This is a genomic window from Bradyrhizobium aeschynomenes (assembly GCF_013178945.1).
In the GTDB taxonomy this organism is placed as follows: Bacteria; Pseudomonadota; Alphaproteobacteria; order Rhizobiales; family Xanthobacteraceae; genus Bradyrhizobium; species Bradyrhizobium aeschynomenes.
This window is the reverse complement of the sequence record NZ_JABFDM010000006.1, coordinates 60,835-80,177: the sequence shown is the minus strand read 5'-3', so window position 1 is coordinate 80,177 and position 19,343 is coordinate 60,835. Positions and strand designations below refer to the sequence as shown.

Below are 19,343 nucleotides of genomic sequence, written 5' to 3'. Positions count from 1 at the left end.
CATGCCGGCATTCGTTTCATCACGACTGTTCTGGATCGGCCTGGTCACCGTCCTCGTCGCGCTGGTGCTGCCGACCTACGTCTCCGGCTACGTCCTCGGGCTGTTGACGGTCGCGTACTACACGGCCGTGTTCGCAATGTCCTGGGACCTGCTGTTCGGCTTTGCCGGCGAGGTGAATTTCGGCCCGACCTTCCTGATCGGCGTCGGCGCCTATACGGCGGGCATTCTCGATGCGCATTTTTCGCCAGGCCTGTCGATCTGGCTGTGCATCGCGGCCGGCGCGCTGGCGGCCGTGATCGGCGGCGTCGTGCTGGCGCTGCCGGCCTTGCGCGTCAGCGGGCCGTATTTCGGCCTGACCACGCTGGTGGCGGTGCTGATGCTGCAGAACTTCATCGTCGTCGCGGCGGGGCTCACCGGCGGTGAGATCGGCCTGGCCGTGCCCGACGTGATCTCGATCGATGCCAGGACCAACTACTGGATCGCGCTCGGCTTCATGCTGGTCTCAGGCGCGATCCTGTTCGGCTTGTCGCGCAGCGCCATCGGCCTGATCCTGCAGGCGAGCGGCCAGGACAAGGTCCAGGCCGGCGCACTCGGCTTCAACGTCACCAAGCACAAGCTCGCCGCCTTCGTCGTCAGCGCGTTCTTCTCCGGGCTCGCCGGCGCGCTGATGGTGTTCTACATGGGGACGGCGTCAGTCTCGACCTTCGTCGATGTCGGCGTCGGCGTGCAGATCATCATTGCCGCCGTGCTCGGCGGCCGGCGCACGGTGATCGGCGCCGCGATCGGTGCGGTCTTCCTGATCGGCATGGGCGAGCTGCTGCGGCCGCTTGGTGAGCTCGCCACGCTGATCGTCTCGGTCATCGCGCTCGCGGTCATCCTGTTCTTTCCCGACGGTTTCCTCGGCATCATCAGGGGAGGGGCCAGAGCATGAGTGCGCCGATGCTGGAGGTCAGCGGTCTCACCAAGCGCTTCGGCGGCCTCGTCGCCGTCAAGAACCTGAGCTTCTCGATCCGACCCGGTGAGATCCTCGGGCTGATCGGGCCGAACGGCTCGGGCAAGTCGACCGCGATGAAAAGCGTCATGGGCGTCGAGCGGCCGACCGCGGGCTCGGTCAAGCTCGATGGCGTCGAGCTGGCCGGGTTGCCGTCGCACCGCATCGCGCGCATGGGCGTCGGGCTGGTGTTTCAGCATTCCCGTCCACTCGCGCGCCAGACCGTGCTGGAGAACATCAAGGTCGCGCTGCTGCCCGACAAGCTGACGCGGCTGTTCGCCGACAAGGACGTGGACCACAGGGCGCGATCGATCGCCGAGCGCGTCGGGCTCGGTGGCGTCATCGACCGGCGGCCGCCGACACTCGCCTTTGCCGATCTGCGCCGTCTGGAGCTTGCGAAGGCCGTGGCGCGCAGCCCCAAGCTGGTGCTGGTGGACGAGCCTTTTGCCGGCCTGACCGCGTCCGAGGTCGCCGACTTCTCCAATCTGATCCGCGAGTTTCGCGACGACGGCAGGGCCGTGCTGCTGGTCGATCACAACGTCAAGAGCGTCTCGGCGCTGGTCGACCGCGTGCTGGCGATGTATCTCGGCGAGAGGATCGCCGAGGGACGGGCGACCGACGTGATGCAGGACGAGACCGTCCGGCGCGTCTATCTCGGCGGCGCGCTGGTCTCGACTGCGCGGCCGGAGGCGAGCTTCAAGGATGTGTTGCCCGCACTGCAGGTCGACAATGTCGGCGTGCTCTATGGCAAGGCGCAGGCGCTGCAGGACGTCTCGCTGCACGTCCATGAGGGCGAGTTCGTCTCTGTCGTCGGCCTCAACGGCGCCGGCAAGACGACGCTGTTCAACGCGATCTCAGGTCTCGTGCCGTATTCCGGGGAGGTGAAATGGGCAGGGCGCAGCCTTTTGGGCAGCTCGGCGGCGCAGATCGCGCGCTCCGGCATCGTGCAATGCCCAGAAACGCGCGAGCTGTTCGGCGACATGACCGTACGCGAAAATCTCGAGCTCGGCGGCAATGCATTGGAAGACGCGGAGCGCAGCGCCCGCCTCGAATGGCTGTTCGGGCTCTTCCCCATTCTCAAGTCGCGACAGCCGCAGCTCGCACGCACGTTGTCCGGCGGCGAGCAGCAGATGCTGGCGATTGCCCGCGCGCTGATGATGAGGCCCAAGCTCCTGATCCTCGACGAGCCGACGCTCGGGCTCGCGCCGGTCATCCTGGAAACGCTGTCGAAGGCGCTGGATCGCTTGCGCGAGACGACGAACATCACGGTGCTGCTCGGCGAGCAGAACGTCACCTTCGCGCTGCCGCACGCCGACCGTGTCTATGTGCTCGATCACGCCAGGATCGTCTGGGAAGGTCCGCCTGGTCGATTCGAGGCCGAAGCCGCGGCGAACTATCTGTGAGGTTTTGAGCGGAGAGCAGGGATCGTCCGGCTCGTTTCAATGCTGTCGAGCACGCGATGCCTGCGGAGATCCGAGCCGCCGCGAACGATCGGAATCGGGCGGCTGGGTCTGCCGTCATGGAAACCGGGGAGGGCGCGCCTGCGGCGGTCGGGGCGCCAGCCGCGCAGCGGCGCCGACGGTCGCCGGCTCGGCCTTCGAGGCGCGGAATGCGCGCGCGAGCTGGTCTTGGCTCGCCTGCAACTGCTCGATCGCCCTGGTGTGATCGCGGCTCGCCTGCTCCTGGCTCGCCTTCAGGTTCTGGAGCCCGCTCTGCAGCTCGGCGACATCATGGGCGATCTTCTCGATCAGAGGAGCGATATCGCGATCGCCGGCTGGGGGCATGTCCCGTTCGGGCGTGGCCTCGGCCATCGCCGAGGATGGGTCGCTGGATCGTCCAGCCGACGTATCGGGCGAGGGGGAGGCATCCGGCAACGGGATGGCCGGCTGCGGTGCTGAGGCAAGGTCCATCTGCGCGTGATCGTCGGCACGCGGTTGACTGGTCACCGTGTCGGACGCGCCGGTCGACGCCGTCTTCGGCAGGTTCTCGCGGACGGACTGAATGGCTGCGTCGATCCGGTCCGTGACCGATGTGATGGCCTCGGTATGATCACGCGCCAAGGTGACGACAGCGCCGACCAGTCCGGCCGAGGCCAGCAGCGTGACGGCGGCTCGCAACAGCGGCCGGCGGCGTGGGGGCGGAGGCGCATCTACAGCTTCCACATCTGCAGCTTCGTCGTCTGCAGGAATGACGCCGGCTTCGACCGCGTCAGCTGCCGCCCGTGCCTCGATCGCCGCGATCCTCTGATCGATGCGGACGCGGACCTCGGCCAGGACACGCTGATAGATATCCTCGCAAATGTCCTTCTCGGGCGGCAGCGCGGCGACATCGCCCGGATCAACTTCCTTCGGCGTCGACTGAACTGACATGTCCTCGGGTCCTGTACGCGATGCGCCCGTGCCCAATCCCGCCAGCGATTTGGCCAAGGGCTTTGACCAAACGAAGACTGAGGGGTGACCAACGAGGGGCGATTTCGCACAGGGAAACAAGACCACGTGCAGTTTCGATGACCGGGCATGGATCTTAGCCGAACCTCAATCTCTGGCCGCTAGGGTGCCGCGTCAAAGGGCCGGGCGCACAAGCAGACAAATCAATTGGCGGCAAACGCCACACGGTCGAAGGATGAACGGATGTCCATTGGCCAGCTGCGGAAGATCAAACGACGCCATGCCGTCACCCGCGCCGCCGACGCCCAACTGACGTCGCATCTGCCGAAGCTCGGCCTCGCGTGCATGAACGATGGGGCGCGCATGGCCTTTCGTGCCATTCTCGACTACGAAACGCCGTTCGGCAACGGCTCGCTTCGTGACTTTCTCATGCTGGCCGAAGCGCGCGGCTTCTGTGCCCATCCGATGGACTGGATTCCCGCGCCTGACGATGCTCAGTATTCTCCGTTGTATCACTGTCTGGGTCCCTGAGGCTCATGTGATCTGGTCATGGTCCGGTCGCGACAGCTCGCGCGGGGACGCGGGCCCTGAATCCCAAAATAGCGAGAGACCCGATGCTAAGCGAAGACGAGGACCCATAGAGGGCGCTGGCCAAGCCCCAGATGACCAATTCGCATAAGGTATATTATGGAATATTTATATGTCGCGACAGATCAAGGGCTTGGCGCCAAAGCCTCATATTTCGGCCGCGGCGGACGCTCCGGCACGCCTCGGCAGCTCGATCTTCCGCACCTTGCAGACAGGCGGGAATCGCACCGCGCATGGCCCGCTGCGAACGCCGATATTGCTGCTGCGGCCCATCGCTGCAATAAGCGCAGATGATGTCGCTGACGTCGCCGGATTCGTCCGGCGTCGCCCGCGGCGCGATGCAACAAGAAGAAGCTTCTTCAGGGAGAAACGAGAATGAGCCTGTCACGACGCGCGCTGTTGAAGGCCACGGCGGCCTCGGCCGTTCTGGGTGGGATTGCGGCCCCGCATGTCGCGCGCGCTGAGAGCGCCGAGTTCACCTACAAATACGCCAACAACCTGCCCGACACGCATCCGCTCAACGTCCGCGCCAAGGAGATGGCGGCGGCGATCAAGGCCGAGACCAACGGCAAGTTCGACCTGCAGATCTTCCCGAACAACCAGCTCGGCTCCGACACCGACATGCTGAGCCAGATCCGTTCCGGCGGCGTCGAGTTTTTCACGTTGTCCGGCCTGATCCTGGCGACCCTGGTGCCGGCAGCATCCATCAACGGCATCGGCTTTGCGTTTCCGGACTACGATACGGTCTGGAAGGCCATGGACGGCGATCTCGGCGCCTATGTGCGCGGCCAGATCAACAAGGCCGGTCTGATGGTCATGGACAAGATCTGGGACAACGGCTTCCGCCAGACGACATCGTCGACCAAGGCGATCAACGGTCCGGACGATCTCAAGGGCTTCAAGATCCGCGTGCCGGTGTCGCCGCTGTGGACCTCGATGTTCAAGGCGTTCGAGGCGGCGCCCGCCTCGATCAATTTCAGCGAGGTCTATTCGGCGCTGCAGACCAAGGTCGTCGAAGGCCAGGAGAATCCGCTGGCGATCATCTCGACGGCCAAGCTGTACGAGGTCCAGAAATACTGCTCGCTGACCAACCACATGTGGGACGGCTTCTGGTTCCTGGCCAATCGCCGCGCCTGGGAGGCCGTGCCGGCCGATATGCGCGCGACCGTCGCCAAGCACATCAACGCCGCCGCGGTGAAGGAGCGCGAGGACGTCGCCAAGCTCAATGCGGGCCTGCAGGCGGACCTTGCGGCCAAGGGCCTGACGTTCAATCAGCCCAACGTCGCGCCGTTCCGCGACAAGCTGCGCACCGCCGGCTTCTACGCCGAATGGAAGGGCAAGTATGGCGACGAGGCCTGGGGTTTGCTGGAAAAGGCGGTCGGCAAGCTGTCGTAGGCTGGTCTCAGTTGCGCGCGTTCGGGTGACGTCATGGCGCATGCCGAGTTCACGGAAATAGCCATCAGCGAGGTGGTCATCGAGACCCCTCGCCGGTGGTCCTGGCTCGACCGGCTGGAGGCCCTGCTCGGCCTCCTGGTCGAGATCCCGGCTGCGCTGCTCGTCGTGGCCGAGATCGTCATCCTGTTCGCTGGCGTGGTCGCGCGCTACGTCCTGCACCAGCCGCTGATCTGGTCGGACGAGCTGGCCTCGATCCTGTTCCTGTGGCTCGCGATGCTCGGCGCCGCAGTGGCGTTCCGTCGCGGCGAGCACATGCGCATGACGGCCATGGTGGCGCGCGCAAGCCCGAGCTTGCGTGCCTATCTCGATCTCGTCGCAACGTCCGCCGCGCTGGCGTTCCTGGTCATGATCGCCTGGCCGGCCTGGGAATACGCCTACGAGGAAAGCTACATCACCACGCCGGCGCTGCAGATCTCCAACATCTGCCGCGCGGCGGCGCTGCCGGTCGGCATCGGCCTGATGGCGCTGTTCGCGCTGATCCGCCTGGCGCGCGCGGCAAACGCCAGGACGATGCTGCTGGCCGTCGTGTCCATCGCGGCAATCCTGGCGCTGTTCTGGCTGGCGCAGCCGGTCCTGAAGCCGCTCGGCAACCTCAACCTCGTGATCTTCTTCGTCGGCGTGGTCGGCTTCTGCGTCTTCGCCGGCGTGCCGATCGCGTTCGCGTTCGGGCTCGCGATCTTCGGCTATCTGGCGCTGACGACGCGCACGCCGCTGATGGTGCTGGTCGGCCGCATGGACGAGGGCATGAGCCACCTGATCCTGCTCTCCGTGCCGCTGTTCGTCTTCCTCGGCCTCTTGATCGAAATGACCGGCATGGCCCGCGCCATGGTGGCGTTCCTCGCGAGCCTGCTCGGCCACGTCCGCGGCGGACTGCATTACGTGCTGGTCGGCGCGATGTATCTCGTGTCCGGCATCTCCGGTGCCAAAGCCGCTGATATGGCGGCGGTCGCGCCGGTGCTGTTTCCGGAGATGAAGGCGCGCGGCGCCAAGCCGGGCGATCTCGTCGCCCTGCTCGCCGCGACCGGCGCGCAGACCGAGACCATTCCGCCGAGCCTGGTGCTGATCACCATCGGCTCGGTCACCGGCGTCTCGATCGCGGCGCTGTTCACCGGCGGCCTGCTGCCGGGCGTGGTGCTGGCAGCCACGCTGTGCGCGCTGGTGTGGTGGCGCTATCGGGGCGAGGACATGAGCGGCGTGCGCCGCGCCACCGGCGCCGAGATCGGCAAGGCGTTCGTCGTCTCGGTCCCTGCCCTGGCCCTGCCCTTCGTGATCCGCGCCGCTGTGGTCGAGGGCATCGCCACAGCCACAGAAGTCTCGACCATCGGCATCGTCTATGGCGTGCTCGCCGGCCTGCTGATCTATCGTCGCTTCGACTGGCGCCGGCTGATGCCGATGCTGATCGAGACCGCGGCGCTGTCCGGTGCCATCCTGCTGATCATCGGCACGGCCACCGGCATGGCCTGGGGCCTGACGCAGTCTGGCTTCTCGCGCTCGCTGGCGGCCGCGATGACCGGGCTGCCGGGCGGGCCTGCGACCTTCATCGCAGTCTCGATCGTGGCCTTCACGATCCTCGGCAGCGTGCTCGAGGGCATCCCGGCGATCGTGCTGTTCGGTCCCTTGCTGTTTCCGATCGCGCGCGCCGTCGGCGTTCACGAGGTGCATTATGCCATGATCGTCATCCTGGCGATGGGAATCGGCCTGTTCGCGCCGCCGTTCGGGGTCGGATATTACGCCGCCTGCGCGATCGGCCGGGTCGATCCTGCCGAGGGCATCCGGCCGATCTGGGGCTACATGCTGGCGCTTCTCATCGGCCTGATCATCGTTGCGATTTTTCCGTGGATTTCGACCGGGTTCCTGTAAACTCTTGAGGTGACGAGGGAGGACAGCGATGAGCACGAACCAGTATCAGATCGGCCTGGACAAGACGCCGGCCAACTACGTGCCTCTGACCCCGCTCAGCTTCCTGGCCCGCAGCGCGGCCGTCTATCCCGACCATGTCAGCACGGTCTATGAGGGCCGCAGCTTCACCTGGCGCCAGACCTATGAGCGCTGCCGGCGCTTCGCGTCGTATCTCGCGGGCCGTGGCATCGGTGAGGGCGACACGGTCGCGGCGATGCTGCCGAACATCCCGGCGATGAACGAGGTCCATTTCGCCGTGCCGATGGCCGGCGCGGTGCTCAATACGCTGAACATCCGGCTCGACGCGCCGTCGATCGCGTTCCAGCTCGATCACGGGCTGGCCAAGATCATCCTGGTCGACCCTGAATTCTCGGGCGTGATCAGCGAGGCGCTGAAGCTGATGAGCGGCGCGAAGCCGTTCGTCATCGACGTCGACGATGCCTCCTATGCCGGCGGCAGCCGCATCGGCGAGATCGAGTACGAGGAAGCCGTCGCCGCGGGCGATCCCTCCTTCGAGCCGCGCCGTCCCACGGACGAATGGGACGCGATCGCGATGAGCTACACGTCGGGGACAACAGGCAATCCCAAGGGCGTCGTCACCCATCATCGCGGCGCCTATCTCAACGCCGTGAGCAACATCCTTGCGGGCGGGCTCGGCCAGCATCCGGTCTATCTCTGGACGCTGCCGATGTTCCACTGCAACGGCTGGTGCTTCCCGTGGACCATGGCGGCGGCCGCCGGCGTCAATGTCTGCCTGCGCAAGGTCGAACCGACGAAGATCTTCGAACTGATCAAGACCCACGGCGTCACCCACATGTGCGGTGCGCCGATCGTCTACAACGTGCTGATCAACGCCCCCGACGCACCCAAGGCCAAGCGCGACAAGCCGGTGGTCGGCCTGATCGCCGGCGCCGCACCGCCGGTCGCGGTGCTCGAGGGCGCCGAGAGCATCGGCATCAAGCTGACCCATGTCTACGGCCTCACCGAGGTCTACGGCCCCGCCTCCGTCTGCGCCGAGCAGCCGGGTTGGGACGACTTGCCGGCGCCCGAGCGCGCTCGGCTGAAGCGCCGCCAGGGCGTGCCGTATCCGCTGCAGGAAGCCGTCACCGTGCTCGATCCGGAGACGATGCAGGAGGTGCCACGCGACGGCGAGACCATCGGCGAGGTCATGTTCCGCGGCAACATCGTCATGAAGGGTTATCTGAAGAACGAGACGGCAACCCAGGAGGCGTTTGCCGGCGGCTGGTTTCACACCGGCGATCTCGGCGTGCTCGACGAGCACGGCTACGTCATCATCAAGGACCGCTCCAAGGACATCATCATCTCCGGCGGCGAGAACATCTCCTCCGTCGAGGTCGAGGACATCCTCTACAAGCACCCGGCCGTGCTGTTCGCGGCCGTGGTCGCCAAGCCCGATCCGAAATGGGGCGAGGTCCCCTGCGCCTTCATCGAGCTGAAGGACGGCGCCCAGGCCACCGAAGCCGAGATCATCGCCTATTGCCGCAGCCACATGTCCGGCTTCAAGACGCCGAAGGTCGTGGTGTTCGGCCCGATCCCCAAGACGTCGACGGGGAAGATCCAGAAATTCCTGCTGCGGAACGAGGTGAACTCGGCCAAGGCGATCTCGGCGTAGGACTGCCGAACTATCAGCTGAGCTGATGAGCTGCATCGACACGGACGGTGCACCCTCTCCCCTTGTGGGCTAGCGTGAGCACACATCTCGAAGTCGGATCCAGTCACTTCAATGCACGGACGGTAGGCTCCCTCGCCCCGCTTGCGGGGAGAGGGTTGGGGTGAGGGGCAGCCGCACCCACCGACCATGCGGAAAGCCCCCCTCACCCGGATTGCATCTCGCGATGCAATCCGACCTCTCCCCGCAAGCGGGCGAGGTAAATTTCGTCGCGGCCAAGATGTGTGCTGAAACTAGCCCCTTGTGGGAGAGGGTGGTTTCGATGCAAAGCATCGAAACCGGGTGAGGGGTTGCCACGAACTCGGAGCGGAGTTTGAGGCACGAACCCCTCACCCGAGTGAGTCCGCAGCGAGCACCATTGAGCCCTCTCCCACAAGGGGCGAGGGCACAGTCAGGGCCATCACGGCTGCGGCTGCCGCCGGCTTCTTTGGTGTCCTAACTCTCGTTTGCTCCTCGTCAGGATGGCGTGGCTGAGGGATCGGTCCAGACCAGCGCGGCCTATCGCCGGTTCAGCACCCTGCCCGTCAGGTAGTCCAGCAGATAAACCTCGTGATTGAAGTCGATCACTTCAATCGCCATTGGGAGGCACCGAAATCCCTCGGTGAAGATATCGCGACCGTCCGTGGCCCAGATCTTTTCCCCCTTGAGGGATAGCCGCGAGATCTGGAGTTCGCCGTGGGAGATGAGCGCGTGATGCCGGTTGTCCCAATACAAACCGAAACACGATGCCCAATCGACCTCCAATGACCATTCCATCCTCGCGGTCTGCATGTCGAGGCACACAACCTGGTTGCCGACTGCAAGGAACAACCGACCGTCGAATTCGACGGCAGAATGTTGATGTACGGTCGTCGGCCCTCCACCCGCACCGAAAACGACCGACCACTTCTCGTCGATGCTGACCCCGTGGATCGAATGAGGTTTGGAGGCATCCAGATGGATTTCACTTTCGTAGCGACGCAAATTGTCGGCCGATCCAAACGTGTAGGTCGGCTCATCCAACACCCTCACTCTTCCGCGAGGTGTGCCCAGAACCAGTTCTCTGTTGCGCATTGTCATCGTCGACCATGCATACTTTGGGCTCGCCGGTCCTGATACACCGAAATTGGCAGACGGGTGGCGGCGATTGATTTTCCAGGGAAAGGCGAACCATGATTCAGCCGCCCCTACTCTTCGCGGGATAATACTGCGGCGCCTCGCGGCGGTCGTACATGCCGTAGTCTCTGCTGACTTCAACGATGCGAATGTTGTCGGCGCCGGGTTCGGCAAGCAGCTGCGTGCTCAGCGCAATGCCGGTGGCTTCGTCCGGCAGCTCGATCAAATGCGCGAAGCGGCCTTCGCGATAGACGCTGGAAAAGCTCTCGACCGATAGGTTTGTAGCGGCGCTCAGCTCCGGCTCTGACGTCTCCAACACCAGCACATAGGTCGGTGCACGCCGCTTCGGATCGTTGTACGTCCCTCGCCGCTCCGGCACCCACGCCGCCTGCCCCGGCCTCGCCTCATGGACCAGCTCCGCGACGCGCAGGCGGTAGTCGGAAAACACCTTGTCGCGGCCGAGCGTCTGGATGTCGTGGTGATGCGCGTGGACGCGCCAGGCGGTCATGGCGCCCTCGTCCTGCCAGATCTGGTAGGACAGGATCAGGTTGGCGCGCGACAGGCTCTTGAAGCGGTCGAGAAAGAGGCAGCCGCCGAGCGCGTCGAGCTCCGGCCGCAGCGCGGCTGCGAGCTGCAGATACTGGTCGAGATGGCCGGGCTTGACCTCGACCTCGAAGAACAGCGACAGCATGTAGCGCCTCCATGTCCCTGGTATTGGCCGAGCTTGAAACCTCGTGGCTGGCCAAAACCGTCATTGCGAGCGAAGCGAAGCAATCCAGAGTCCCGCAACGGCTCTGGATTGCTTCGTCGCCTTCGGCTCCTCGCAATGACGGCCGTGGTGGCCTACGCCGTCAGCTCCAGCCGCATACCGTCATACGCCGGCACCACACCGGCCGGCAGGCTCTGGCGCAGCACCTCGTAGTCGAGATCGGCGGTCATGTTGGTGATGACGGCGCGCTTCGGCTTGAAGCGCTCGATCCAGGCCAGCGCGTCGTTGACCGAAAAATGGCTCGGATGCGAGGCCGGGCGCAGGCCGTCGACGATCCAGAGGTCGAGGTCCTCCAGCGCGCCCCAGCTCTCTTCAGGAATGTCGTTGAGATCCGGCGTGTAGGCGGCATTGCCGATGCGGTAGCCGAGCGCGGGGATGTTGCCGTGCTGGACCAGGAACGCGGTCAGATTCAACTCGCCGCCCTTCCCTTCCACTGCCTGGGTCTCGCCGGCCTCGATGGAATGCTGCGTCAGGATTGGCGGATAGTCGCTCCCCGCAGGCGAAATGAAGCAATACGAGAACCGGTGCATGATGTCCTTGGCGGTCGACTGGTTCAGGTAGACCGGAATGCGCCGACGCTGATGCATCACCACGGAGCGCAGGTCGTCGATGCCATGTGTCTGGTCGGCGTGCTCATGCGTGAGAAACACCGCGTCGATGTGATCGACTTGCGTATCGATCAACTGCTCGCGCAGGTCGGGCGAGGTGTCGATCACGACGCGCGTCACGCCATGCGGCCCGCGGCGCTCGGCCAGCAGCGAACAGCGCCGCCGGCGATTCTTGGGATTGTTTGGATCGCAGGCGCCCCAACCCAGCGCCGGACGCGGCACGCCGGCCGAGGAGCCGCAGCCGAGAATGGTGAGCGTCAGGGTCATGCTGGCACCTCGGGTCGCGGCACCTTGGAGAACAGCTTGAAGAACGTGTCCGAGGTCTGGCGCGAGAAATCCTCGAACGAGACGCCGCGCGTCTCCGCCAGCACCTTGGCGGTCTCCACGACATAGGCCGGCTCGTTGCGCTTGCCGCGGAACTTGCCGGGCGCGAGATACGGCGCGTCGGTCTCGACCATGATGCGGTCGGCCGGCACCTCGGCGGCGAGCGCCCGCAGCGTGTCGGACTTTTTGAACGTCACGATGCCCGTGAACGAGATGTGCAGTCCGAGATCGATCGCCTTCATCGCCAGCTCGCGTCCGCCGGTGTAGCAATGCAGCACGGCCTTGAAAGGTCCGCGCGCCATTTCCTCGTCGAGGATGCGGCCGCAATGCTCGTCGGCCTCGCGGGTGTGGATGACGAGCGGCAGGCCGGTTTCGCGGGCCGCCGCGATATGCGCGCGGAACCCGCGTTCCTGGGCGTCCTTGGAGCCATGGTCGTAGAAATTGTCGAGCCCGGCCTCGCCCAGCGCGACCACCTTCGGGTGCTTCGTCAGCGCGATCAGCTCCTCGGCGGGGATGCCGTCCTCCTCGTCCGCATTGTGAGGATGCGTGCCGACCGAGCAGTAGACGTTGTCGAACCGCTCGGCGATGGCCAGCAGCTCGGGCAGCCTGCGCACGCGCGTCGATATCGTCACCAGGCGGCCGACGCCGGCGGCGGCGGCACGCGTGACGATGCCGTCCAGATCCTCGGCGAAATCCGGAAAATCCAGATGGCAGTGGCTGTCGACCAGCATCACGCCGCCGTCGGCTCGATGTAGCGCGGGAACACCGCCTGCGGCGCCGGCAGCTGTGTGCCGGCTGCGATGCGAACCTCGCCCCCGAGCTGCGCGAAGCTCCGCTCACCCTCGGGGATCCCCAGGCTGTCGAGCAGTTTTGCGGACGCTGCGGGCATCACCGGCTGGGTCAGGATCGCGACCTGGCGGATCACCTCGGCGGTGACGTAGAGCACGGTGTGCTGGCGCTTCGGATCGGTCTTCGCCAGCGCCCACGGCGCCTCGCCCGCGAAATAGCGGTTGGCCTCGGCCACGACCGACCACACGGCGTTGAGCCATTGATGAATCTGCTGCGTCGCCATGGCCTTTCGCGCCGCGCCGATCATCGCATCGGCCTCGGCGAGGATCGCCTTGTCGTTGGCCGAGAACTCGCCGGGCTCCGGCAGCACGCCGCCGAGCTGCTTGGTGATCATCGACAGCGAGCGCTGCGCGAGGTTGCCGAGGTCGTTGGCGAGATCGGCGTTGATACGCGCGACGATCGCCTCGTGATTGTAGTTGCCGTCCTGGCCGAACGGCACCTCGCGCAGGAAGAAATAGCGCAATTGGTCGACGCCATACTGGTCGGCGAGATTGAACGGATCGACGACGTTGCCGACCGACTTCGACATCTTCTCGCCCCTGTTGAACAGGAAGCCGTGCGCATAGACGCGCTTCGGCACGGGCACGCCGGCCGACATCAGGAACGCCGGCCAGTACACCGCGTGGAAGCGGATGATGTCCTTGCCGATGACGTGCACGTCGGCTGGCCAATATTTCCAGTTCGCATCGGTCTCGTCGGGGAAGCCGACACCGGTGATGTAGTTGGTCAGCGCATCGACCCAGACATACATCACGTGCTCGTCGTCATGCGGCACGCGGACGCCCCAGTCGAAGGTGGTGCGCGAGATCGAGAGGTCCTTCAGTCCGCCCTTGACGAAGCTCGTGATCTCATTGCGCCGCGCGTCCGGCCCGATGAAATCGGGCTGGCTCTCATACAGCGCCAGCAGCCTGTCCTGATAGGCGGAGAGGCGGAAGAAGTAGCTCTTTTCCTCGACCCACTCGACCGGCGTACCCTGCGGCCCGCGGCGAACGTTGTCCTCGCCGACTGTGGTCTCGTCCTCGGCGTAATAGGCCTCATCGCGGACCGAGTACCAGCCGGAATAGGCGTCGGCGTAGATGTCGCCGTTCTCGAGCATGCGCGTCCAGATCGCCTGCACCGATTTGTGGTGGGCGGGCTCGGTGGTGCGGATGAAGCGGTCGAACGACACATTGAGCCGCTCGTCCATCTCGCGGAAGCGGCCGGCGTTGCGGGTCGCGAGCTCGGACGGCGTCATTCCCTCGTTCTGCGCGGTCTGAACCATCTTAAGGCCGTGCTCGTCAGTGCCGGTCAGGAAGAACACGTCCTTGCCGTCGAGGCGCGCAAATCGCGCGATGGCATCTGTCGCGATCGCCTCATAGGCGTGGCCGATATGCGGGCTGCCATTGGGATAGGCGATCGCGGTCGTGACGTAGAAGGTGTTGGCGTCGGCCGGCGCGGCCGCGACGGGCGCGGCGGCCTCTTCGACCTCGGTCACCTCGATTTCGGCAATCTCGACCTCGACGATATCAACCACCTCGGCCGTTTCGACCTCGGGAATTGCCACGACTTCAACCTTCGGCTTGCGCGCCGCCTTCGGCTTTGCAGCGCGCGGCGGCTTAGGGCTCTCGGCGACCGCTGGCGCAGCCTGCTTCGGAGCAGGCGCCGGCTTCGATGCTGCGGGCTTCTTCGAGGGCGCAGGCTTGTTGGCGGCGGCCTTGGTGGCGGTCTTCTTGGCCGGTGCTGCAGGCTTGGCCGCGGCCTTCTTGGCAGGCGCCTTCACGGCCTTATTGGCAGCCCCTTTGCCAGCACCCTTTTTGGCTGCCTTCGGAGCTCTGCTCTTGGCGGGCGCCGGTGACGTCTTGGCTTTCGCGGCTTTGGCCTTTGCGTCCTTGTCCGCCGCGGCTTTGGACTTGCCGGCCTTGGCCTTCGCAGGCGCCTTGGCAGCTTTCTTGGTGGCCTTCTTGGCAACAGCCTTCTTCGTGGCGCCCTTGGTCGCCGGCTTGCCCTTTTTCGCGGTTGTCTTGCTGGCCTTGGCCACGGCAGAGTCCTCTTTGACGTCGTCGGTCGACGGATTGATCCTGATGATCCCGGGATGATGGTCGGCGCGTTACCGCGTGGCTTCGGCGAGCATCCCGAACACCGAGAAAACCAGCGGTTTTCGCTCCAGATTATAGGATTCGGTGTCGCGCGCGGCGCGGACGATCTTTTCCCATACCTCCGCCAGCCGTGCAAGGCGCGGCAGTTCCGCGTTGGGATCGGCGGCCCGCAGCCGGTCCGCCACCCAGCGCTCGATGCTGTCGAGGAAACTTGCCAGGGCGACGCGGTCGCTGGTGCCCAGCGCGTCTCCCAGTGCGTGCAACTCGCCTGGATCGATCCGGGGCAGGCTCGCGAGCAGCGCCGCGGTGCGGGTCTGCAGCTGCAGCCCGTCACCGCCCATCAGCATCAGGGTCCGGGCGACGCTGCCCTCGGACGCCTTGGCGGCCTCGCGCAGCGCCGGATCGCCACCGTCCATGCCGGTCGCCTCGGCCGCGGCGCTGATGACGTCCTCGGTCGACAGCGCCCGCAGCGAGAGCCTTCGGCAGCGCGATTTGATCGTGGCGAGCACCCGCGCCGGCGCGTGGCTGACGAGCAGGAACAGCGATTGCTGCGGCGGCTCCTCGAGGATCTTGAGCAGCGCATTCGCCGCGTTGGGATTGAGCTCGTCGACCGTGTCGACGATGCACACCCGCCAGCCCTCGACGGCCGCGGTCGAGCCGAAGAACGAGATCGTCTCGCGCGTCTCGTCCACTGTGATGACGGTGCGCAACACGCCCTTGTCGTTGGCCGAGCGCTCGAGCGTCAGCAAGCCGCCATGCGCTTCGGAGGCGATCAGCCGCGCGACGTGGTCGTCGGCATCGACATGGAGCGACTCGGCTGCGCGCACCTCGGACGATTGGGGATCACGATGGGTCAGCACGAAGCGCGCCATGCGATAGGCCAGCGTCGCCTTGCCGATGCCCTGCGGGCCGCCGATCAGCCAGGCATGGGCCATCCGTCCGCTGCGATAGGCGGCTAGCAGCGCCGCCTCCGCCTCGCGATGCCCGAACAGCGCCGTGGTCTCGCGCGGATGGCGGACCGTGATCTCCGGCTCGACCTTGCGCGCGCTCATGATGCCGCCGCCACCGCCGTGAACAGGCGCTCGCGTACGGCATCCCACACGATGAGCGAGACGGTCTCGGCGTTCGCCGTGGCATCGATCAACACGCAACGCCGCGGCTCGTCGGCCGCGATCTTGTGAAAGGCGTCGCGCAAGCCCTTGTGGAACTTGATATCCTCGCCCTCGAAGCGGTCCGGCGTGCCGCCGCCACGCCGCGCCGAGGCGCGCTGCAGGCCGACCTCGACGGGCACGTCGAGGATGAGCGTCAGGTCCGGCTTGAGGTCGCCGATCGTCACCCGCTGCATCGCATTGAGCACGTCGGGCGCGACCTTACCCTGGCTGCCCTGATAGGCCCTGGTCGAATCGAAGAAGCGGTCGCACAGCACCCAGCTGCCCTGGTTCAGCGCCGGCAGAATCACGTTGCGGACGTGGTCATCGCGGGCGGCGGCGAACAGCAGCGTCTCTGCTTCCGCGCCGAGCAGCTTGCCCATCCCGGAGAGCACCAGGTGGCGCATGATCTCGGCGCCGGGCGAGCCGCCGGGCTCGCGGGTCAGGACGACGCGCACACCCTCTTTCTCCAGACGGTCTGCCAACATCTTGATCTGCGTGGATTTTCCGGCGCCCTCGCCGCCCTCGAAGGTGACGAATCGGCCGCGGCCCGGACCACGTTTCAAAGCTGCTTCCGCCATGTCTCTAGAGCTTCTCGGCTCCGGCGCGGAACATCCCGATCACGAGCTCGCTGGCCCCATCGATCGCGCGCCGCATCGTGGACCCCCTGCCCACCGCCTCCGCCGCATAGACGGGGGCCTCCATGGCGATATTGGGGCCGCGCCAGACCCTGACAACCCCGACCTTCTGCCCCGGCTCGATCGGAGCCTTGACTGGGCCGCTGTAGACGATGCGCGCGATCAGCTTGTCGCCGCCGTTCTTCTGCACCATCACCTTGAGCGGCACCGGGCTCGACAGCTTGACGGAACGGCTCTCGCCGCCGAACACCTTGGCGTACCCGACCGGCTGCCCCGCCGCGAACAGAGTGCGGGTCTCGAAGTTGCGGAACCCCCATTCCAGCATCTTCTTGGCCTCGGTGGCGCGATCCTCGGGATCCTCCAGGCCGTTGACCACGACGATCAGCCGCGTGCCGTTCTGCACGGCCGAGCCGACCATGCCGTAGCCGCCCTCCTTGGTGTAGCCGGTCTTCAGCCCGTCGGCGCCTTCCATCGCATTGAGCAAGGGATTGCGATTCTGCTGCCGGATCTTGTTCCAGGTGAATTCCTTCTCCCCGAACAGCTTATAGAATTCGGGGAAGTCCAGGATGATGTGGCGGGCGAGCATCGACAGCTCGCGCACCGTCATCTTGTTGCCGGGATCGGGCAGCCCGTTCGAATTGGCGAAGGTCGATTTGGTCAGGCCGAGCTCGCGCGCCCGCTTGGTCATGTAATCGGCCGCAAAGATCTTCTCATTGCCGGCCATGCCCTCGGCGAGTGCGATACAGGCGTCGTTGCCGCTCTGGATGATCGCGCCGTGCAGGAGGTCGCTGACCGACACCTTGCTGTTGAGCGCGGCGAACATCGTCGAGGTGCCCGACGGTGCCCCGCCCTTGCGCCAGGCATTCTCGCTGATCCGGTATTCGTCGTTGAGCTTGATGGTGCCCTGCTTGACGGCGTTGAAGACCACCTCGGCGGTCATCAGCTTCATCATGCTGGAGGGCGCGCGCAGCTCATCCGCGTTCTTCTCGAACAGCACGCTGCCGCTGTTCGCCTCGATCAAAATCGCCGTCGGCGCGTCGCCGTCGAAGCCGCCGTCATCCTTCTTCGCGCCCTGGACGCTCTGATTGGCGGCGTAGAGCATGCCGCTCCAGCCGACGGCCAGCGCGGCCGCCAGGGCGATGATGGCACGCGTCGTCCGCCCGGACGTGGTGCCGGCGCGGCGGAACGGTAAAGGCATGAGATTCATCGGCTAAGCTCTGGAGCGCGCTCGGAATCTAGCATCTGGGCGGTGCGCAAACAACTCGGCAGTCCGCCGCTAAAGGCGGCTGTCCCGCGATTTGCACCACCCTGCGCGCGATGCGATACCGTTGGACCAAGAACGAACAATCGACAGGGAGGACGCGGTGTCACAGGGGCGGATCGTCAAAGCCAACGGGATCGAGCTGTTCGTGCGCGAACAGGGCGAAGGTCCGCTCGTTCTGCTCTGCCACGGCTGGCCTGAACTGTCCTATTCGTGGCGGCATCAGATCCTGGCGCTGGCCGAGGCTGGCTATCGGGTCGCAGCGCCCGACATGCGTGGCTTCGGCCGCTCGCAGGCACCTCGCGATGTCGCCGCCTACTCCATCTTTGACAACGTCGGCGACATGGTCGCGCTGGTCTCAGCGCTCGGCGCAGACAGGGCCGTGATCATCGGCCATGATTGGGGTGCGCCGGTGGCCTGGCACGCGGCGCTGTTCCGCCCCGACATGTTCACCGCCGTCGCGGGCTTGAGCGTGCCGCCGCCGTTCCGCGGCCGCGCTCGGCCGCTCGACACGCTCCGCGCCGGCGGCGTCGAGAACTTCTACTGGCAGTACTTTCAGACACCCGGGATTGCCGAGGCGGAGCTCGAGCGCGACGTCGCGCTGACCATGCGCACGATGCTGGCGCGCGGCTTCTCCGATCCGCAGTCGCTGTTCGTCGCGCCCGGCAAGGGCTTCCTCGGGGAGACGAATCCCAATTTGCCCTTACCGGCATGGCTCAGCGAATCCGATTTTGCCGACTTCATCGCCGCCTACCGCGCCTCCGGCTTCCGCGGCGGCCTCAACTGGTACCGCAACATCGATCGCAACTGGGAGCTGACCGCGCCGTGGCAGGATGCGCAGATCCGCCAGCCTTCACTGTTCGTCGCCGGCAGCGACGATGCCGTGATCAAGGGCATTATCGGCGCCAAGCGCCTGCAGGACATGGAGCGCGTGCTGCCGAACCTGACGCGCAAGCTGATCATCGACGGCGCGGGTCACTGGATCCAGCAGGAATGCGCCGACGAGGTGAATGCGGCGCTGATCGCGTTCCTGCGCGAGGTGGCCCCGGTTCGCTAGCGCGCGAGCGCGAGTTCCATCGAGCGATGCGAGGCGCTTGCCTCATCCGCGATCTCGCAGAAGCCCAATCGGGCATAGAACCGCAACGCATCGTCGTTCGTGGTGGCGACCGCGAGCGAGAGCACATCGGCGCCCTGCTCCCGGGCCGCCGTGGCGACCGACTGCATGATCTCGCGCCCGACGCCGGCGTTGCGCGTGCCCGGCAGCAGCGCGAGATCGACCACGTGCCATCGCAACGCCGCGCGATCGAGCAGCAGCCGCCCGACCGGCGACCCATCACGTAGGATGATCAGAGATTGCGCTTGAGGACACTGCGCCGCATGGCCCGCGACCTGCGCGCGATATTGTTGCGCCACCACAAGATCGAGCATCGCTTCCGGCAGATTGGCCGCGGAAAGCTGCGCGCCTTTGACGGATTTGAAGAGGTCGCGCAGGAACGGCTCGTCATCGGCTTCGGCAAGCCTTAGCCGCAAGCGGGCATCCTGCGAGACGATCTCGCTTGCGATCGT

General features: G+C 65.7%; 18 protein-coding genes. 8 read left to right on the top strand and 10 right to left on the bottom strand.

Going from position 1 to position 19,343, the window contains the following annotated elements; genetic code table 11:
- Window position 1 precedes the first annotated feature (1 nt).
- Window positions 2–931, top strand: coding sequence for a branched-chain amino acid ABC transporter permease (locus HL666_RS18625; RefSeq protein WP_172108868.1), 930 nt, complete (start codon window positions 2–4; stop codon window positions 929–931).
- Window positions 928–2,394 (top strand): ATP-binding cassette domain-containing protein, encoded by a 1,467-nt coding sequence (locus HL666_RS18620; protein WP_172108870.1) that lies wholly within the window; start codon window positions 928–930, stop codon window positions 2,392–2,394. The genes HL666_RS18625 and HL666_RS18620 overlap by 4 nt, the downstream gene beginning before the upstream one ends.
- A 114-nt stretch (window positions 2,395–2,508) precedes the next feature.
- Here the strand turns inward: HL666_RS18620 and HL666_RS18615 are convergent, their stop codons facing one another.
- Window positions 2,509–3,360, bottom strand: coding sequence for a hypothetical protein (locus HL666_RS18615; RefSeq protein WP_172133093.1), 852 nt, complete (start codon window positions 3,358–3,360; stop codon window positions 2,509–2,511).
- Window positions 3,361–3,621: 261 nt separating this feature from the next.
- Here HL666_RS18615 and HL666_RS18610 point away from each other — a divergent pair, with 261 nt between their 5' ends.
- The 4 genes from HL666_RS18610 to HL666_RS18595 all read left to right on the top strand — a co-directional run bounded on the left by HL666_RS18610 (window position 3,622) and on the right by HL666_RS18595 (window position 8,953).
- On the top strand, window positions 3,622–3,909 hold the full coding sequence (locus HL666_RS18610; RefSeq protein ID WP_172182897.1) for a hypothetical protein: 288 nt from the start codon (window positions 3,622–3,624) through the stop codon (window positions 3,907–3,909).
- A gap of 432 nt (window positions 3,910–4,341) precedes the next feature.
- Window positions 4,342–5,361: a TRAP transporter substrate-binding protein gene (locus tag HL666_RS18605; RefSeq protein ID WP_172182895.1), complete on the top strand. Its 1,020-nt coding sequence runs from the start codon at window positions 4,342–4,344 to the stop codon at window positions 5,359–5,361.
- A gap of 33 nt (window positions 5,362–5,394) precedes the next feature.
- Window positions 5,395–7,281 carry a TRAP transporter large permease gene (locus HL666_RS18600; protein WP_172182893.1) on the top strand — a complete coding sequence of 629 codons (1,887 nt, stop codon included), beginning with the start codon at window positions 5,395–5,397 and terminating at the stop codon, window positions 7,279–7,281.
- Between the two features lie 28 nt (window positions 7,282–7,309).
- On the top strand, window positions 7,310–8,953 hold the full coding sequence (locus tag HL666_RS18595) for an acyl-CoA synthetase (RefSeq protein ID WP_172182891.1): 1,644 nt from the start codon (window positions 7,310–7,312) through the stop codon (window positions 8,951–8,953).
- A 555-nt stretch (window positions 8,954–9,508) separates the two neighbouring features.
- Here the strand turns inward: HL666_RS18595 and HL666_RS18590 are convergent.
- The 8 genes from HL666_RS18590 to HL666_RS18555 form a co-directional block, all read right to left on the bottom strand.
- Window positions 9,509–10,012, bottom strand: coding sequence for a hypothetical protein (locus tag HL666_RS18590; RefSeq protein WP_210261977.1), 504 nt, complete (start codon window positions 10,010–10,012; stop codon window positions 9,509–9,511).
- A gap of 154 nt (window positions 10,013–10,166) precedes the next feature.
- On the bottom strand, window positions 10,167–10,796 hold the full coding sequence (locus HL666_RS18585; protein ID WP_172182889.1) for an antibiotic biosynthesis monooxygenase family protein: 630 nt from the start codon (window positions 10,794–10,796) through the stop codon (window positions 10,167–10,169).
- A 152-nt stretch (window positions 10,797–10,948) separates the two neighbouring features.
- Complete coding sequence (locus HL666_RS18580) at window positions 10,949–11,749, bottom strand: MBL fold metallo-hydrolase (RefSeq protein WP_172108884.1); 801 nt, start codon at window positions 11,747–11,749, stop codon at window positions 10,949–10,951.
- On the bottom strand, window positions 11,746–12,537 hold the full coding sequence (locus HL666_RS18575) for a TatD family hydrolase (protein ID WP_172182887.1): 792 nt from the start codon (window positions 12,535–12,537) through the stop codon (window positions 11,746–11,748). Before HL666_RS18575 ends, HL666_RS18580 begins: the two co-directional genes overlap by 4 nt.
- Window positions 12,537–14,672: a methionine--tRNA ligase gene (metG, locus tag HL666_RS18570; protein WP_172182885.1), complete on the bottom strand. Its 2,136-nt coding sequence runs from the start codon at window positions 14,670–14,672 to the stop codon at window positions 12,537–12,539. Before metG ends, HL666_RS18575 begins: the two co-directional genes overlap by 1 nt.
- Before the next feature lie 69 nt (window positions 14,673–14,741).
- A complete protein-coding gene (locus HL666_RS18565; RefSeq protein ID WP_172182883.1) occupies window positions 14,742–15,782 on the bottom strand; it encodes a DNA polymerase III subunit delta' in 1,041 nt (346 codons plus the stop codon).
- Window positions 15,779–16,459, bottom strand: coding sequence for a dTMP kinase (gene tmk / locus HL666_RS18560; RefSeq protein WP_172182881.1), 681 nt, complete (start codon window positions 16,457–16,459; stop codon window positions 15,779–15,781). Before tmk ends, HL666_RS18565 begins: the two co-directional genes overlap by 4 nt.
- Window positions 16,460–16,463: 4 nt before the next feature.
- Entirely contained in the window at window positions 16,464–17,714 is a 1,251-nt protein-coding gene (locus HL666_RS18555; RefSeq protein ID WP_376698600.1) for a D-alanyl-D-alanine carboxypeptidase family protein, read from the bottom strand.
- A 166-nt stretch (window positions 17,715–17,880) separates the two neighbouring features.
- Here HL666_RS18555 and HL666_RS18550 point away from each other — a divergent pair, with 166 nt between their 5' ends.
- A complete protein-coding gene (locus HL666_RS18550; protein ID WP_172182879.1) occupies window positions 17,881–18,834 on the top strand; it encodes an alpha/beta fold hydrolase in 954 nt (317 codons plus the stop codon).
- Here HL666_RS18550 and HL666_RS18545 read toward each other — a convergent pair.
- Window positions 18,831–19,205, bottom strand: a complete 375-nt coding sequence (locus HL666_RS18545; RefSeq protein ID WP_246741583.1) for a GNAT family N-acetyltransferase — start codon at window positions 19,203–19,205, stop codon at window positions 18,831–18,833. The genes HL666_RS18550 and HL666_RS18545 overlap by 4 nt on opposite strands.
- On the opposite strand from HL666_RS18545, the gene HL666_RS34240 reads away from it, so the two are divergent.
- Window positions 19,155–19,301 (top strand): hypothetical protein, encoded by a 147-nt coding sequence (locus HL666_RS34240; protein WP_246739086.1) that lies wholly within the window; start codon window positions 19,155–19,157, stop codon window positions 19,299–19,301. The two genes, HL666_RS18545 and HL666_RS34240, sit on opposite strands and share 51 nt — an antisense overlap.
- The last annotated feature ends 42 nt before the right edge of the window (window positions 19,302–19,343 follow it).